Below are 15,503 nucleotides of genomic sequence, written 5' to 3' on the forward strand. Positions count from 1 at the left end.
TCCGAAGATGACAGAGCGCCAGACGCCACAGGAGCGGAACGAACGGGACCGGCCGTGGCTCATGCGGACCTACGCCGGTCACTCCACCGCGGAGGCGTCCAACGAGCTGTACCGGCGCAACCTCGCCAAGGGGCAGACGGGTCTGTCGGTCGCGTTCGACCTGCCGACCCAGACCGGGTACGACCCCGACCACATCCTCGCCCGCGGCGAGGTCGGCCGGGTCGGCGTGCCGGTCTCGCACCTCGGTGACATGCGCAGGCTGTTCCAGGACATCCCCCTGGAGCAGATGAACACCTCGATGACCATCAACGCCACCGCCATGTGGCTGCTGGCGCTCTACCAGGTCGTCGCCGAGGAGCAGGGCGTCGACATCACCACGCTCCAGGGGACGACCCAGAACGACATCGTGAAGGAGTACCTGTCGCGGGGCACGCACGTGTTCCCGCCGGTGCCCTCCCTCCGTCTGACGACGGACATGATCTGCTACACGGTCAACAACATCCCCAAGTGGAACCCGATCAACATCTGCAGCTACCACCTGCAGGAGGCGGGAGCCACCCCGGTCCAGGAGATCGCGTACGCGATGTCCACCGCGATCGCCGTCCTCGACGCGGTGTTCGCGTCCGGGCAGATCCGCGAGGACCAGAAGGGGGACGTCGTCGCGCGCATCTCCTTCTTCGTGAACGCGGGCGTCCGGTTCGTCGAGGAGATGTGCAAGATGCGGGCGTTCGGCCGCATCTGGGACCGCATCACCCGCGAGCGGTACGGCATCGAGAACCCCAAGCACCGCCGCTTCCGGTACGGGGTCCAGGTCAACTCGCTCGGCCTGACCGAGGCCCAGCCGGAGAACAACATCCAGCGGATCGTGCTGGAGATGCTGGCCGTCACCCTCTCGAAGGACGCACGCGCGCGTGCCGTCCAACTCCCCGCCTGGAACGAGGCGCTGGGCCTGCCCCGCCCCTGGGACCAGCAGTGGTCGCTGCGCATGCAGCAGGTCCTCGCCTACGAGAGCGACCTGCTGGAGTACGCGGACATCTTCGACGGCTCGCACGTCGTCGAGGCGAAGGTCGCCCAGCTGGTCGAGGACTCGTTCGCCGAGATCGAGCGGATCGAGGAGATGGGCGGCGCGATGGCGGCCGTGGAGTCGGGCTATCTGAAGTCGCAGCTCGTCTCCTCGCACGCCGAGCGCCGGGCCCGTATCGAGTCCGGCGACGAGAAGATCGTCGGCGTCAACATCTTCGAGTCGACCGAGCCCAACCCGCTCACGGCCGATCTGGACGCCGCGATCCAGACGGTCGACCCGGCGGTCGAGGCCCGGGTGGCCGCGGCCCTCCAGGAGTGGCGCGACACCCGCTACCAGCCGCCGTTCAACCACCCGCGGCCCTGCAAGGCGCTGGACGGGCTGAAGGAGGCCGCGGCGGGCACCGGCAACCTCATGGCGGCCACCCTGGATTGTGCCCGCGCCGGGGTCACGACCGGTGAGTGGGCCGGCGCCCTGCGCGAGGTGTTCGGCGAGTTCCGCGCCCCCACCGGGGTGTCGTCCGCGCCCGTCGCGGTGACCGCCGAGGAGGGCACCGCGATGGCGGCGGTCCGCCGCAAGGTGGAGCTGACCGCGAAGGACCTGGGCGTCGGCAAACTCCGCTTCCTGGTGGGCAAGCCGGGCCTGGACGGGCACTCGAACGGCGCCGAGCAGATCGCCGTACGGGCCCGCGACGCCGGCTTCGAGGTGGTCTACCAGGGCATCCGGCTCACCCCCGAGGAGATCGTGACCGCGGCCGTCGCCGAGGACGTCCACGGCGTGGGCCTGTCCATCCTGTCGGGCTCGCACGCCCAGCTGGTGCCCGACGTGCTGGAACGGCTGCGCGAGGCGGGCGCGGCCGACATCCCGGTGATCGCCGGCGGGATCATCCCGAACGCCGACGCCGAGCTGCTGAGGGCCGCGGGAGTGGCCGCGGTCTTCACCCCGAAGGACTTCGACATCACGGGAATCATCGGCCGTATCGTCGACGAGATCCGGAAAGCGAACAAGCTCGACCCTCTGGAGGTCCCCGCATGACCAGCCCTGTTCCCCAGGTCAACCGTTTGCGCCCGCGGCGCTCCTGCCTGGCCGTGCCCGGTTCGAACCCCCGCTTCCTGGAGAAGGCCCAGGGCCTGCCCGCCGACCAGGTCTTCCTCGACCTGGAGGACGCGTGCGCGCCGCTGGCCAAGCCGGAGGCGCGGCACACCATCGTCAAGTTCCTCAACGAGGGCGACTGGACGGGCAAGACGCGGGTCGTGCGCGTGAACGACTGGACGACCGAGTGGACGTACCGCGACGTCGTGACGGTCGTCGAGGGCGCGGGGACCAACCTCGACTGCATCATGCTGCCGAAGGTGCAGGACGCCCAGCAGGTGGTCGCCCTGGACCTGCTCCTGACGCAGATCGAGAAGACCATGGGCTTCGAGGTCGGCAGGATCGGCATCGAGGCGCAGATCGAGAACGCGCAGGGCCTGAACAACGTCAACGAGATCGCGACGGCCTCCCAGCGCGTCGAGACGATCATCTTCGGCCCGGCCGACTTCATGGCGTCGATCAACATGAAGTCGCTGGTCGTGGGCGAGCAGCCGCCCGGCTACCCGGCGGACGCCTACCACTACATCCTGATGAAGATCCTGATGGCCGCCCGCGCCAACAACCTCCAGGCGATCGACGGCCCCTACCTGCAGATCCGCAACGTGGACGGCTACCGCGAGGTCGCCCGCCGCGCCGCCGCCCTCGGCTTCGACGGCAAGTGGGTGCTGCACCCGGGCCAGGTCGAGGCCTCGAACGAGATCTTCTCGCCGTCGCAGGAGGACTTCGACCACGCCGAGCTGATCCTGGACGCGTACGAGTACTACACGTCCGAGGCGGGCGGCAAGAAGGGCTCCGCGATGATCGGCGACGAGATGATCGACGAGGCGAGCCGCAAGATGGCCCTGGTCATCTCCGGCAAGGGCCGCGCCGCGGGCATGGAACGCACGTCCAAGTTCGAAGCACCGGAGGCCTGAGCACATGCAATTCGGGCGAACCTTCGAAGAGTTCGAGGTCGGGGCGGTCTACAAGCACTGGCCCGGGAAGACCGTCACCGAGTACGACGACCACCTCTTCTGTCTGCTCACGATGAACCACCATCCGCTCCACATGGACGCCAACTACGCGGAGAACACCACCGACTTCAAGAAGAACGTGGTGGTCGGGAACTACATCTACTCCCTGCTGCTCGGCATGTCCGTCCCCGACGTGTCGGGCAAGGCGATCGCCAACCTGGAGGTCGAGTCGCTCAAGCACGTCGCGCCGACCTTCCACGGCGACACGATCTACGGCGAGACCACGGTCCTCGACAAGACGCCCTCCCGGTCGAAGAACGACCGCGGGATCGTGTACGTCGAGACGAAGGGCTACAAGCAGGACGGCACGCTGGTCTGCGTGTTCCGCCGCAAGGTGATGGTCCCCACCGAGACGTACATCAAGGAGCGCGGCGGCGAACAGCCCGGCCGGCCCCAGCTCAAGGAGCAGGAGAAGTAGCCATGGCGCGACTCGCCCAGACCGCCGGCCTGACCGACATCCAGCGGGAGATCCTGTCGACCGTACGGGACTTCGTTGACAAGGAGATCATCCCGGTCGCGACCGAGCTGGAGCACCGCGACGAGTACCCGCAGCAGATCGTCGACGGCCTCAAGGAGTTGGGCCTCTTCGGCCTGATGATCCCCGAGGAGTACGGGGGCCTGGGTGAGTCGCTCCTCACCTACGCGCTGTGCGTGGAGGAGATCGCGCGCGGCTGGATGTCGGTGTCCGGCATCATCAACACCCACTTCATCGTGGCCTACATGCTCAAGCAGCACGGCACGCAGGAGCAGAAGGAGTACTTCCTCCCGCGCATGGCGGCGGGCGAGGTGCGCGGCGCGTTCTCCATGTCCGAGCCGGCGCTCGGCTCCGACGTGTCGGCCATCACGTCGAAGGCGGTGAAGGACGGCGAGGAATATGTCCTGAACGGGCAGAAGATGTGGCTCACGAACGGCGGTACGTCGACTCTCGTGGCCGTTCTCGTGAAGAGTGACGAAGGCCACCCCGAGGGCACCGCGCCCCACAGGTCGATGACGACCTTCCTCGTCGAGAAGGAGCCCGGTTTCGGTGAGGTCCGCCCCGGCCTGACCATCCCCGGGAAGATCGACAAGATGGGCTACAAGGGGGTCGACACCACCGAGCTGATCATGGATGGCCTGCGCATTCCGGCCAATCGGGTCCTCGGCGGCGCCACCGGCCGAGGTTTTTATCAGATGATGGACGGCGTCGAAGTGGGCCGCGTCAACGTGGCCGCGCGTGGTTGCGGTGTCGCTCAGCGTGCGTTTGAGCTGGGCGTTTCCTATGCCCAGCAGCGCCACACCTTCGGCAAGCAGATCGCTCAGCATCAGGCGATCCAGTTCAAACTGGCCGAGATGGCTACCAAGGTCGAGGCCGCCCATGCGATGATGGTCAATGCGGCGCGCAAAAAGGACTCCGGGGAGCGAAACGACCTCGAAGCAGGGATGGCGAAGTACCTCGCCTCCGAATACTGCAAGGAGGTCGTGGAAGATGCCTTCCGGATCCACGGCGGCTACGGCTTCTCAAAGGAGTACGAGATCGAGCGCCTCTACCGCGAGGCCCCGATGCTGCTCATCGGTGAAGGTACCGCCGAGATCCAGAAAATGATCATCGGACGCAGGCTGCTCGAAGAGTATCGGCTGCAGGGTTAGATATACCGATTCGGGGTGTTTTCATCGAGAAGAAGATCACACCCCGTCAGCACTCTTCGGACACCGACTCGGCTTCCTGGCTTACCCAGTTGTGGCCCGCGACCGGTACGATCCCGGGAAAGCCGCCGTCCCCAGTCACAGCGCGGCATCATCCGCTACGAAGGTCATCCATGCCCCACAGCCAAACCTCTGCACCACGCGACAGCCTGGCCGGCGTACGTCTTGCGCGCGGAGCATCGCCGTGGCTCCTCCCGACCGTCGCCACCGCAGCCCTCAGCCTGGTACGCGCGCGCAAGTCCGGCGCCGCCAAGGCTGTGGCCGTACCCGCCACCGCTCTCGCGGCGGGCATGCTGTGGTTCTTCCGCGACCCCGAGCGCGAGATCACCCAGGGCCGGGTCATCTCGCCCGCCGACGGTGTGGTGCAGAGCATCATGCCGTGGAAGGACGGGCGCACCCGCGTCGCGATCTTCATGAGCCCGCTGAACGTCCACGTCAACCGCGCGCCTCTCTCCGGCACGGTGACGTCGGTCGAGCACATCCCCGGCGGCTTCGTTCCGGCTTTCAACAAGGAGAGCGAGAACAACGAGCGCGTTGTCTGGCACTTCGACACCGAGCTCGGCGACATCGAGATGATTCAGATCGCCGGTGCGGTCGCGCGGCGCATCGTGCCGTACGTCCCGCAGGGCACGAAGGTCGAGCAGGGCGAGCGGATCGGCCTGATCCGCTTCGGGTCGCGCGTCGACATCTACCTCCCCGAGGGCGTGGAGGTCGACGTGGAGGTCGGTCAGAAGACCGTGGCGGGGGTGACTCGCATTGACCGTGATTGATCCCGAGACGCAGACCGGCTGGGTGCCGGAGGCCGACGAGCTGGACGACGAGGAGGAGATGCCCCTCTCTCTCCGCCTCTCGATAGCGGACACGCTCACGCTCGGTAACGCCACGTGCGGCTTCATGGCGGTGTACTTCACCACCACCGGCATCCTCATCCCGCACCTCACGGGCAGCCAGGAGACCGGCATGGCGCGGCACAGCGCCGCCACGGCCGTGATCCTGATGCTCTGCGCGGCGGTCTTCGACCTGTTCGACGGTCTGGTCGCCCGCAAGCTGCGCTCGTCCCCGATGGGCGCGGAGCTGGACAACCTCTCGGACCTGATCAGCTTCGGTCTGGCACCGGCGTACTTCGTGCTCGTGTACGGCATGGTCGCCGACGACGCGCACCAGCGGGTCGCGGCGGTGGGCGGGATCGTGGTCCTGCTGGCGGTCGTGCTGCGGCTGGCGAGGTTCTCGTGCGTCACCGTCAAGGACGGCACCTTCCAGGGCATGCCGTCGCCGTTCGGCGCGCTGACGGTCGTCTCGATCGTGCTGCTTGAGCTGCCGTTCGTCGCCACGCTCATGGCGATCATCGGTACGGCGTGGCTGATGGTGAGCCGGGTCGAGTACCCGAAGCCGCGGGGGCGTCTCGCGGTGGCGATGCTTTCCTGGATCGTGCTCAGCATGGCGCTGCTGGCGGCCTGGGCGTTCGACGCGCCGGGTGGGCAGCTGCTGCTGCAGACGGGGTGTGCGCTGCAGCTCGTCATGGGGGCGGTCATTCCGCTCTTCGCCACGGCTCGGAGGGTCAATAACTTCCGCGGTAATCGGCGGGAGGCCCGGGCGGCGCAGCTGCCCTAGCGGGCGGCGCGTGATGTGACGTCGAAGGGCCCCGAACCTTTATGGTTCGGGGCCCTTCGTGTGGAGTGACGTCGGGTGCGGGTGCGTGGGGGCCGGTCGCGCAGTTCCCCGCGCCCCTGAAGGGCCCTGCGGGCCCCCAGGGGCCCCTACGCGCTCGGGGTGTATGCCTCCGCCACCGTCGACGCCGATGGCTGCTGGACCACCTTCATGCCGCCCGTCGACGACTTGTCGGGCTGGAGGATGACGCTCTCCTTGGAGGAGGGGGCCTTGGGGTCGGTGAAGTTCTGGGGGATGCCGAAGCCCGTGTCCAGGGCGTCGATGGTGAGCAGGGCCTTGTCCACGCCCTCACGGGTCAGGTCCTTGGACGCGCAGGCCTTCTTCAGTGCCTCGCCGAACGCGGCGGCGGCCGTCCAGCCGGCGACCACACCGTTGTCCAGGGAGTCCTTGGGATACGCCTTCTGGTAGTCGGCGACCAGCTTCTTCGCGCCCGGGGTGTCCGCGCCGATGGGCAGCGAGGGCGAGGCCACCCAGTAGTTCTTCGCCAGGGCCGGACCGGCCTGGGTGGCCAGCAGCTGCGGGGCGAAGGCCGAGTTGTTGCCGATGATCGGGACGTTGAAGCCGCCCGCCGCCGCGACACCGACCAGGGAGGCCGCCTGGCGGGGGCCCGCGCTGAGCACGACCGCCTTGACGCCGGCCTTCTTCAGGGCGGCGACCTGCGCGGTCATGTCGTTGTCGGTCGGCTTGATCTTCTGCTCGACGACGGTGAGCCCGGCCTCCTTCGCGATGTGCTTGGAGCCGGCCAGCGCGCTCTCGCCGTAGTCGCCCTCGAAGTAGACGTGCCCGAGCTTGTCGCCCTTCTTGAGGCCCTTCTCCTTCATCAGGAAGTCGACGGCGTTGATCGTCTCGATGTCGTACGTGGAGCCGATGACCCGGATGTACGGGCTGCCGAGCAGGGCGGACGACCAGGCCTGCGGCAGGACCAGGCCCTTGTCCTGGCCGTCGATGCGCGGCTTGGCGGCGGCGACGAACGGCGAGCCGATGAACTGGGCGAAGCCGAGCACCTTGGGCGCCAGCTCGGTGTACGCGGAGACGGCCTTCTGCGGGTCGTAGCCGTGGTCGCGGACGGTCAGCTCGACCTTGTAGCCGCACACGCCCCCGTCGGCGTTCAGCTGCTTCACATAGAGCTGCTGCGCCTGGGTGACGCTCTTGCCGAGGGTCGCGTAGACCCCCGTCATGTCGGTGAGGGCGCCCAGCGAGATGGTCTTGCCGGAGATGCCCTCGCCGGTCTTCACCTCTCCCGCGGCGGTGTCGCCCTTCTTGTCGTCGTCCTTGGCCTTGGAGCTGCAGCCGGACAGCAGCAGCAGCGCCGCGATCGCACCGGCGGCCACCCTGGTCGTGCGGGCCGTGTTCAACGTGCTCATCGTTCCTCCCCTGGATCGGTCCTGAAGCGTCGTCCGGCGGCCACCCTGACCAGGCCGCCGGGAAGGAAGAGCACCACCACGACAATGGCGGCGCCGTAGAGGTACCGGGATGCCTCCCCGGGTGCGATCCCGCCCGTACCGGGGGCGGAGACCAGGGGCAGCGCATCGCTGTAGCGGGTCAGCAGCTGCGGCAGCACGGAGACGAACACCGCGCCGATCACCGCCCCCGAGACCGAGCCGAGCCCGCCGATGACGATCATGGCGAGGTATTCGAGCGACAGCGTGATGCCGAAGTAGTCCGGCACCGTCCGCTGGAAGACCAGGGCGAGCAGGACGCCCGCGAGGCCCGCGTACATCGAGGACAGGACGAAGACGGCGGCCCGGTAGCGGGCCACGGGGACGCCCATGACGCCGGCCGCGATGCGGTGGTCGCGGATCGCGTTCATGGCGCGTCCGGGGCGCCCGCGCAGCACCCCGCGGGCGAAGAGCGCACCGCCGAGGAGCAGTACGAGGGCCGCGTACCAGAGCTTCTCCGCGGAGCCGAACGGGACGTTCGCGACGAGGAGTTCACTGTCGTCGAAGGTCAGCCCGAACAGGCTCAGGGGCGGTACGTCACGGCCGTTGAAGCCGCCGGTGAGGTCCTTGGCGTTGAACAGCACGTGCTGGCCGATGAAGATCAGCGCGAGCGTGGCGATGCCCAGGTAGGCGCCGCGCAGGCGTCCCGCGATGGGGCTGAAGACGCCGCCCGCCAGGCCCGCGACCAGGACGGCGAGGACGGCCGCGAGCCAGGTCGGCAGGCCCAGACCGGTGAGCCCGTCACCACCGTCCGCGGCGAACACGCAGTAGCCGTACGCGCCGACCGCGAGGAAGAAGGCGTGTCCCATGGAGAGCTGGCCGGTGGAGCCGGTGAGCAGGTTGAGCCCGATCGCGCCGATCGCCGCGGCCATCGCGAACAAGCCCGCCTGGAGCCAGAAGCGGTCCAGGTAGAAGGGCAGGGCGAGCAAAAGGAGGGCGCCGGCGGCCCAGGCGTACGTACGGGCGCGGCCGGGGAGCCGCAGGGGGCTGCGGGCGGGGGTCCCGGATGCGGGTGCTTCGGACACGGGTGCTTCGGAGACGGGTGTCTCAGACACGGGCCAGCTCCTTCGTGCCGAACAGCCCGGCGGGCCGGATGAGCAGGATCACGGTCATCACCAGGTAGGGGGCGACATCGCCCAACCCTCGTCCCAGGAACGACAGTTCGCTCTGGTAGCCGGTCGCGAGGGATTCCGTGACGCCGACGATGAGACCGCCGACGAGTGCTCCGGTGGTGGAGTCGAGGCCGCCGAGGATCGCGGCGGGGAAGGCCTTGAGGGCGGCGAGCGAGGTGGCCCGCTCCAGGCCCGGCGTGGGGAAGACGGTCAGGAAGAGGGCGGCCACGGCGGCGAGCCCGCCCGCGACCGCCCAGGCGCCGAGCGACACCCGTCCGAGCCGCACGCCCATCAGCGCGGCCGTCTCCGTGCTCTCGGCGGCTGCCCGCATGGCCACTCCCCAGGAGGTGTACCGGAAGGTGAGCAGGAAGGCCGTGATGAGCAGGCCCGCGGTGACGAAGGCGGCGATGCGCGTGTGGGCCAGCGAGATGGAGCCGATGGTAAGGACGTCGTCGCCCCACGGGTCGCCGAGCGGCAGCACGTCGGTGCCGATCCGGCGGGTGAGTTCCGTGGTGAGCAGGATGTCCACACCGATGGTGACGATGGCGAGGACGCTGTGGTCGGAGCCCCGGTAGCGGCGCATCACGAAGAACTCGACGGCCGCCCCGACCAGCGCCGCCCCGGCGATCCCGGCCAGCAGTGCGGGCCAGAAGCCGATGTCGTCGTGGAGGACCGCGGTGATGTACCCGCCGGCCAGCAGCAGGGACGCGTGGGCGAAGTTGACGACCTCGGTGGCCCGGAAGATGACCACGAAGCCCAGCGCGATGAGGGCGTAGACCGACCCCATCGAGAGCCCGTTGAGGAGGAGTTCGGCGAAGGTGCTCACGACGTGGTCTCCTCTTTCCCGGTGCGCCCGGCCCCTTCGGGTTCCTCGGAGCGCTCCCCCAGATAGGCGCGTACGACCGCCGGATCGTTCTGTACGTCGGCGGGGGCGCCGTCCGCGATGCGGCGCCCGAAGTCGAGTACGGTCACCGCGTCGGCGAGCCGCATCACCACCCCCATGTCGTGTTCCACCAGGACGATCGAGATGCCGAGGCTGTCGCGGACCCCCGCGATCACGGCGGAGGTGCGGATCCGCTCGTCGGCGGTCATGCCCGCGACCGGCTCGTCCAGGAGCAGCAGCCGGGGCTCCATGCACAGGGCGCGGGCGAGTTCGGCGAGCTTCTGCTGCCCGTACGGCAGTGAGCCCGCCGGACGGCCGAGACAGGACGAGATGCCGACGAACTCGGCTATCTCACGGACGCGTTCACGGTGACGGCGCTCCTCTCGGGCCGCCGCGGGCAGTTTCAGGCCCGCGGCGAGGAAGCCGGTGCGGGTCAGCCGGTGGCGGCCCAGCAGGAGGCTGTCCTCGACGGTGGCGAGCGGCGGCAGGGCGAGGTTCTGGAAGATGCGGGCGACGCCCAGATCGGCGATGCGGTGCGGAGGCATGCCGGTCAGTTCGTGCTCGCCGAAGCGGACGCTGCCGGAGGTGGCGCGGTAGACGCCGGACAGCACGTTGAAGCAGGTGGACTTGCCGGCTCCGTTGGGGCCGATGAGGGCGTGGACGGTGCCGGGGCGGACGGTGAAGTCCACGGCGTCCAGGGCGGTCAGACCGGCGAAGCGCACAGTCAGGTCCCGTACCTGAAGCGGTGGTACATCCGTGTCGGAGCCGGGTGAAGTGGGCTGCGGTGGCGCGTCGTTCGTCATGGTGAGGTGCTCACCCCTTCCATCGGGTCAGCGCCGGGTGCGAGGCGCGGGCCCGCTCGGCGTCGGCCGCCGCGTCCTCGTCGACCACGCCCAGGTAGCGGCGGCGCACCTCGTCGGAGGCGGCCAGTTCGTCGGCGGGCCCCGCCAGGGTGACCTCGCCGACCTCCAGGACGTATGCGCGGGTGGCCAGGCGCAGGGCCAGGGCGGCGTTCTGCTCGACGAGCAGGATCGAGGTGCCCTGGGTGTTGATCTCCCGTACCGTCTCGGCGATCCGCGCCGCCATCAACGGGGCCAGCCCCAGGGACGGTTCGTCCAGGAGCAGCATCCTCGGGGCGGCCATCAGGGCGCGGCCGACCGCGAGCATCTGCTGTTCCCCGCCGGACAGCAGACCGGCGTGCTGCTGGGCGCGGTCGGCGAGGACGGGGAACAGTTCGTGGACGCGGCGCAGGGCGGCGGCCCGCGCGGCGCGGCCACCCGTGGCACCGAGCGCCCCGGCGCGCAGATTGTCGGCGACGGTCATCCGGGCGAACACCCGCCGTCCTTCCGGGATCTGGGAGATCCCGGCGACCACCACCCGGTCCGGCGCGAGACCGTCCAGTCGGCGGCCGTCGAACTCGACCGTGCCGCCGGTGACCGCCCCGCCGTGGAAGGACAGGGTCCGGCAGATGGCCCGCAGGAGGGTCGTCTTGCCCGCGCCGTTGCCGCCGAGGACCGTGACCACGGCTCCCTCGGGCACCTCCAGGGACACCTGGCGCAGTGCTCGTACGGGCCCGTACCCGACCGACAGGTCCCGTACGGCCAGCCCCGACCCACTCATGGCATTCCCCCTGTCATCGCGGTCATCGCGCTCCTGCTCGCCTCGCACCCGGCGTGTTCACGTCCGGTGTGTTCGCGTCCGGTGTGGCGCTCACCACAGCACCGGCAGGGGCGTCCGTCCACGGGGCGCGAGCGAATCGCTGCGGGTGACCAGCGGGTGCGGGCGGGCGTTGTGCGCGCGCACAACACCGCGTGTCAGGGGCCTGTGCGGGGTGGCGCACAGGTGGCATCCTCCGGCCATGGGAGCCCGCAGAAGGCGTACCGGTCATGACTGGAAGCTGCTCGCCGAGTCCTGCACGGCGCTGCTGGAGCGGCTGCCGGAGCTGGTCGACGAGCACATGCGGCAACTGGCCGAACACTCCCCCGTCTACGGGGAGTTCCTGCCGTACGACCAGCAGTGGCGGGAGGCCCAGGACGCGATGCGGATCGGGATCGAGACGATCTCCGCGCCCCGGGACTCGCCCCGCCGCGATCTGGAGTACGCGGAGGACGCGGGCCGGCGCCGGGCCCAGCAGGGCCTGCCGCTGGAGCTGCTGGTGCACGCGTACCGCTCCGCGGGCTATCTGGTGTGGGACGCGCTGCTGGAGGCGGCGACCGGCAGGGAACCGGAGCGTCTCGGGGTGCTGATGCGGTCGGCGACCATGGTGTGGTCCGCGGTGGACGCGCAGGCCGCGGCGGCGACGGAGGCGTACCTGGCGACCGAGATGGAGCTGCGGCGGCGTACCGACGAACGGCTCCAGGCGCTGCTCGACGCGCTCCTTGAGGGCCAGGAGGCGCCCGGTCTCGCGGCGCGCGCCGCCGCCGGTCTGGACCTTCCCGAGCGGGGTCCGTACGCGGTGGTCGTGCTGCGCTCGGAGCGGCGCGAGCCGTTGCGGCGGCCCGTGGAGGAGGCGGGGCTGCGGTTCGTCTGGCGGATGCGGGCCGACTGCGAGGTGGGGGTGGTGGCCCTCGGGCCCGGGCAGGGGCTCGACGGGGTCGCCCGGGCGCTCGACGGGCGCTGCTCCGGTCCCGGCGGGATCAGTCCCGTGGTCGCCGGGCTCGCCGAGCTGGGGCGGGCGCGGCGGCTCGCGGAGCTGGCGCTGCGTACGTGTGCGCCGGACGCGAGTGCCGTCGTGCGGCTCGATCAGCGGATGCCCACGGCGCTCGTCGTCAGCCAGCCGGAGTTGGCGTCGCGGCTGGTGGCGGACGTGTTCGGTGCCCTGCTGGAACTCGAACCGCCTGATCGGGCCGTGCTGTTGGAGACGCTTGACGCGTGGCTGAGTTGTGAGGGGTCTGCCGGGCGGGCGGCTGGGCGGCTGTACTGCCACCGGAACACTGTCTTCAACCGCCTGCGCCGGCTGGAACAGCTGACTTCGCGGTCGTTGGCGCGACCGCGGGATCTGATCGAGATGACGTTGGCGTTGGATGCGTATCGGTTGGCGGGGGTTGGGGGGTAGGGGGTGGTGTTTTCGCCCCCGCCGCCCCTACCCGTTCCCGTCCACGCATGGGGGCTGCGCCCCCTCGCCCCCTTTGTCCTCAAACGCCGGACGGGCTGAAGATATCCGCCGGTCCGGCGGCACTTCAGCCCGTCCGGCGTTTGAGGACCGGGGGTTCGGGGGCAGCGCCCCCGAGTCGTTGACGGGAACGGGTAGGGGCGGCGGGGGCGAGAGAACCCCTCAGGTCAGGAAGTCCTGGGCGATCTGTTCGGCTACCTGTTCCAGGATCGGGCCCGCGTCCGCGATGCATCGGCCCACATCCGGCTCCACATCCGTGAGCGGATACACCCGCCGAATCCCGGCCCGCCCCAACGCCTCCGGAGCGAGCGCCAACCGCCCGCACACGGCGATGACCTCCTTGCCCGCGGCCCGCGCAGCCGCCGCGACCCCCGCGGGAGCCTTCCCGTGGAGGGTCTGCTCGTCCAGCGACCCCTCCCCCGTGATGACGAGCGTCGCCCGCGAAAGGGCCGGCCCGAACCCCAGCACGTCCAGCATGACCTCGATACCGGGCCGGAAACTCGCCCCGAGCCCCACCAGGGCCCCGTACCCGATACCCCCCGCGGCCCCCGCCCCGGGCGCCACCGCGTACTCCGCGGCCCTGCTCCCGATCGACTTCTCCAGGATCGCGGCGAAGTGGGCGAGCCCCGCGTCGAGCACCGCGACATCGTCCGGGGAGGCGCCCTTCTGCGGCCCGTACACCGCCGGCGCGCCCTTCGGCCCGGTCAGCGGATTGTCCACGTCGCTCGCGAGGACCACGTCGACGCCGGCGAGCCGGGGGTCGAGACCGGTCAGGTCGGCCGTGGCGAGTTCCCCGAGGGAACCGCCCCCGGGCGGTACGGGCTCGCCGTTCTCGTCGAGGAACCGGGCCCCGAGCGCCGCCAGCATCCCGGCCCCGCCGTCGGTGGTCGCGCTGCCGCCGACGCCGAAGACGATCGTCCGCGCGCCGGCGTCGAGCGCGGCCCGCAGCAGTTCCCCGGACCCGTACGTGGACGCCGTGAGCGGCGCGAAGGTCCCGGCGGGCAGCCGCTGCAGCCCGCTGGCCTCGGCCATCTCCACGACCGCGGTCCCGTCGCGCAGGGCGAACGCGGCGGTGACCTCGTCACCGAGCGGCCCCGCGACCCGTACCTCGTGGCGTTCGAAACCCGCGGCGACCGCCGCGGCGACCGTGCCGTCGCCGCCGTCGGCCACGGGGAGCGACTCGACCTCTACCCGGGGCGCGATCCGGTGCAGCCCCGCGGTGACCCGCTCGGCCACCTGCACGGCCGTGAGCGAGCCCTTGAACTTGTCCGCGGCGACGAGTACGCGCTGGATCTGGTCACCGGTCCGGTTCACTGCAGCGTCAGCCACCTTGTGTTCCCCTTGCTCCTCGGGCCTTGCGCATGTCAAGGCAGTCGCGCCGCTGCGACCATAACCGCAGGAGGGGGCCGCTGCCCAGGGCGGTTCTCAGGACCCGGACAGCGGCCGGACAGGCTTCGCCGGACGGCGGCCGGACGGCGGCGGGTCAGCCGGCGTCGGTGCCGCGGGAGTCGTAGAGCTGGTGCGTCAGCGTTCCCTTGTGCCCGAACGGGATGCTGATGTGCTCCAGCACATCCTCCAGCAGATCGAGGTCCCCGGTCCGCACGCCGACGTCCCCGGTGGTGACCAGGGGCTCGGCGGGAGCGGCCTGGGCGACGGCGGCACCGGGGCCGGACAGGACGGCGGCGACCGCGGCGGCACCGGCCGCGAGGACCGTCGTACGACTCAACGACTTCATGGGACTCCCAACGCGCAATACGAATAAAACCCGACGACCTTCTCATGTGGCGCGGTGCCGTACGTATGCAAAACAGCCGAGACCGAGAGGAATTCGACAGACCGGGTGTAAGCCCTCCACGCGTTGACGATCTTGCGGAGTCTCCCGTCGATCTCGCTACGCTGGCCCGATGACCACCCCTGACTACGCCACGTACATCGCGGGCCTGCCCCGCGTGCTCGTCGGCGCCGCCGCCCTCTTCCGTGACGCCGAGGGCCGTGTGCTGCTCGTCGAGCCCAACTACCGTGCGGGCTGGGCGTTGCCGGGCGGGACCGTGGAGTCGGACGACGGGGAGACGCCTAGGCAGGGGGCCCACCGGGAGACCCTGGAGGAGATCGGCCTGGACCTGGAGATCGGCAGGCTGCTCGCGGTGGACTGGGTGCCCGGTACGGAGCGTCCCCCGATCGTGGCGTACCTGTACGACGGTGGAGTCCTGGTGGAGGAGCAGTTCAAGTCGATCCGCCTCCAGGAGTCGGAGCTGCTGTCCTGGCGGCTGGTCCCGCGCGAGGAGCTCACGGAGTACATGCCTGGCTCCCTGGGCCGCCGCGTGGTCGCCGCGCTCGACGTCCTCGCGGAGGGAACGGGAGCGGCGGAACTGGAGAACGGCGACCGGGTAGCCTGACGCGCCCCGGCATTCGCATACGCGTAAGCAGTAAGCAGTAAGCCCAGAGGCCCGTATATCCGTTCACCCCGCACCGCCCGCCGC

General features: G+C 70.1%; 15 protein-coding genes. 8 read left to right on the forward strand and 7 right to left on the reverse strand.

Translation table 11 applies throughout. From position 1 onward, the window contains the following. Positions 1 to 7 precede the first annotated feature (7 nt). The 6 genes from J8N05_RS30010 (at position 8) to pssA (ending at position 6,420) form a co-directional block, all read left to right on the forward strand. The gene (locus J8N05_RS30010; RefSeq protein ID WP_210888438.1) at positions 8 to 2,056 is read left to right on the forward strand and encodes a protein meaA; all 2,049 of its coding nucleotides are present in this window, start codon (positions 8 to 10) and stop codon (positions 2,054 to 2,056) included. Further along, positions 2,053 to 3,027 carry an HpcH/HpaI aldolase/citrate lyase family protein gene (locus J8N05_RS30015; RefSeq protein WP_210888441.1) on the forward strand — a complete coding sequence of 325 codons (975 nt, stop codon included), beginning with the start codon at positions 2,053 to 2,055 and terminating at the stop codon, positions 3,025 to 3,027. Before J8N05_RS30010 ends, J8N05_RS30015 begins: the two co-directional genes overlap by 4 nt. 4 nt (positions 3,028 to 3,031) lie before the next feature. Beyond that, positions 3,032 to 3,544, forward strand: coding sequence for a MaoC family dehydratase (locus tag J8N05_RS30020; protein WP_210888444.1), 513 nt, complete (start codon positions 3,032 to 3,034; stop codon positions 3,542 to 3,544). Positions 3,545 to 3,546: 2 nt separating this feature from the next. After that, positions 3,547 to 4,752, forward strand: coding sequence for an acyl-CoA dehydrogenase family protein (locus J8N05_RS30025; protein WP_210888446.1), 1,206 nt, complete (start codon positions 3,547 to 3,549; stop codon positions 4,750 to 4,752). Between the two features lie 170 nt (positions 4,753 to 4,922). After that, positions 4,923 to 5,579: a phosphatidylserine decarboxylase gene (locus tag J8N05_RS30030; protein WP_210888448.1), complete on the forward strand. Its 657-nt coding sequence runs from the start codon at positions 4,923 to 4,925 to the stop codon at positions 5,577 to 5,579. Between the two features lie 22 nt (positions 5,580 to 5,601). Next, the gene (gene pssA, locus J8N05_RS30035) at positions 5,602 to 6,420 is read left to right on the forward strand and encodes a CDP-diacylglycerol--serine O-phosphatidyltransferase (RefSeq protein ID WP_107016960.1); all 819 of its coding nucleotides are present in this window, start codon (positions 5,602 to 5,604) and stop codon (positions 6,418 to 6,420) included. Positions 6,421 to 6,566: 146 nt separating this feature from the next. Here the strand turns inward: pssA and J8N05_RS30040 are convergent, their stop codons facing one another. The 5 genes from J8N05_RS30040 to J8N05_RS30060 are packed head-to-tail and all read right to left on the reverse strand — an operon-like array spanning position 6,567 to position 11,531. Then, entirely contained in the window at positions 6,567 to 7,841 is a 1,275-nt protein-coding gene (locus tag J8N05_RS30040) for an ABC transporter substrate-binding protein (protein WP_210888450.1), read from the reverse strand. Continuing rightward, a complete protein-coding gene (locus J8N05_RS30045; protein WP_407699984.1) occupies positions 7,838 to 8,941 on the reverse strand; it encodes a branched-chain amino acid ABC transporter permease in 1,104 nt (367 codons plus the stop codon). The genes J8N05_RS30040 and J8N05_RS30045 overlap by 4 nt, the downstream gene beginning before the upstream one ends. Before the next feature lie 22 nt (positions 8,942 to 8,963). After that, the gene (locus J8N05_RS30050) at positions 8,964 to 9,854 is read right to left on the reverse strand and encodes a branched-chain amino acid ABC transporter permease (RefSeq protein WP_210888455.1); all 891 of its coding nucleotides are present in this window, start codon (positions 9,852 to 9,854) and stop codon (positions 8,964 to 8,966) included. Continuing rightward, positions 9,851 to 10,714 carry an ABC transporter ATP-binding protein gene (locus J8N05_RS30055; RefSeq protein ID WP_247706556.1) on the reverse strand — a complete coding sequence of 288 codons (864 nt, stop codon included), beginning with the start codon at positions 10,712 to 10,714 and terminating at the stop codon, positions 9,851 to 9,853. Before J8N05_RS30055 ends, J8N05_RS30050 begins: the two co-directional genes overlap by 4 nt. 10 nt (positions 10,715 to 10,724) lie before the next feature. Continuing rightward, the gene (locus J8N05_RS30060) at positions 10,725 to 11,531 is read right to left on the reverse strand and encodes an ABC transporter ATP-binding protein (RefSeq protein ID WP_210888457.1); all 807 of its coding nucleotides are present in this window, start codon (positions 11,529 to 11,531) and stop codon (positions 10,725 to 10,727) included. Between the two features lie 238 nt (positions 11,532 to 11,769). On the opposite strand from J8N05_RS30060, the gene J8N05_RS30065 reads away from it, so the two are divergent. Next, complete coding sequence (locus J8N05_RS30065; protein WP_210888461.1) at positions 11,770 to 12,966, forward strand: PucR family transcriptional regulator; 1,197 nt, start codon at positions 11,770 to 11,772, stop codon at positions 12,964 to 12,966. Between the two features lie 219 nt (positions 12,967 to 13,185). Here J8N05_RS30065 and J8N05_RS30070 read toward each other — a convergent pair whose 3' ends face one another. Both J8N05_RS30070 and J8N05_RS30075 read right to left on the reverse strand, forming a co-directional pair. Continuing rightward, on the reverse strand, positions 13,186 to 14,352 hold the full coding sequence (locus tag J8N05_RS30070; RefSeq protein WP_210888464.1) for a glycerate kinase: 1,167 nt from the start codon (positions 14,350 to 14,352) through the stop codon (positions 13,186 to 13,188). A gap of 154 nt (positions 14,353 to 14,506) precedes the next feature. Next, entirely contained in the window at positions 14,507 to 14,758 is a 252-nt protein-coding gene (locus tag J8N05_RS30075; protein ID WP_210888466.1) for a hypothetical protein, read from the reverse strand. Between the two features lie 169 nt (positions 14,759 to 14,927). Here J8N05_RS30075 and J8N05_RS30080 point away from each other — a divergent pair, with 169 nt between their 5' ends. Next, positions 14,928 to 15,419 carry an NUDIX domain-containing protein gene (locus tag J8N05_RS30080; RefSeq protein WP_210888469.1) on the forward strand — a complete coding sequence of 164 codons (492 nt, stop codon included), beginning with the start codon at positions 14,928 to 14,930 and terminating at the stop codon, positions 15,417 to 15,419. The last annotated feature ends 84 nt before the right edge of the window (positions 15,420 to 15,503 follow it).

The sequence above is a fragment of the Streptomyces liliiviolaceus genome (assembly GCF_018070025.1).
GTDB classification, from domain to species: domain Bacteria; phylum Actinomycetota; class Actinomycetes; order Streptomycetales; family Streptomycetaceae; genus Streptomyces; species Streptomyces liliiviolaceus.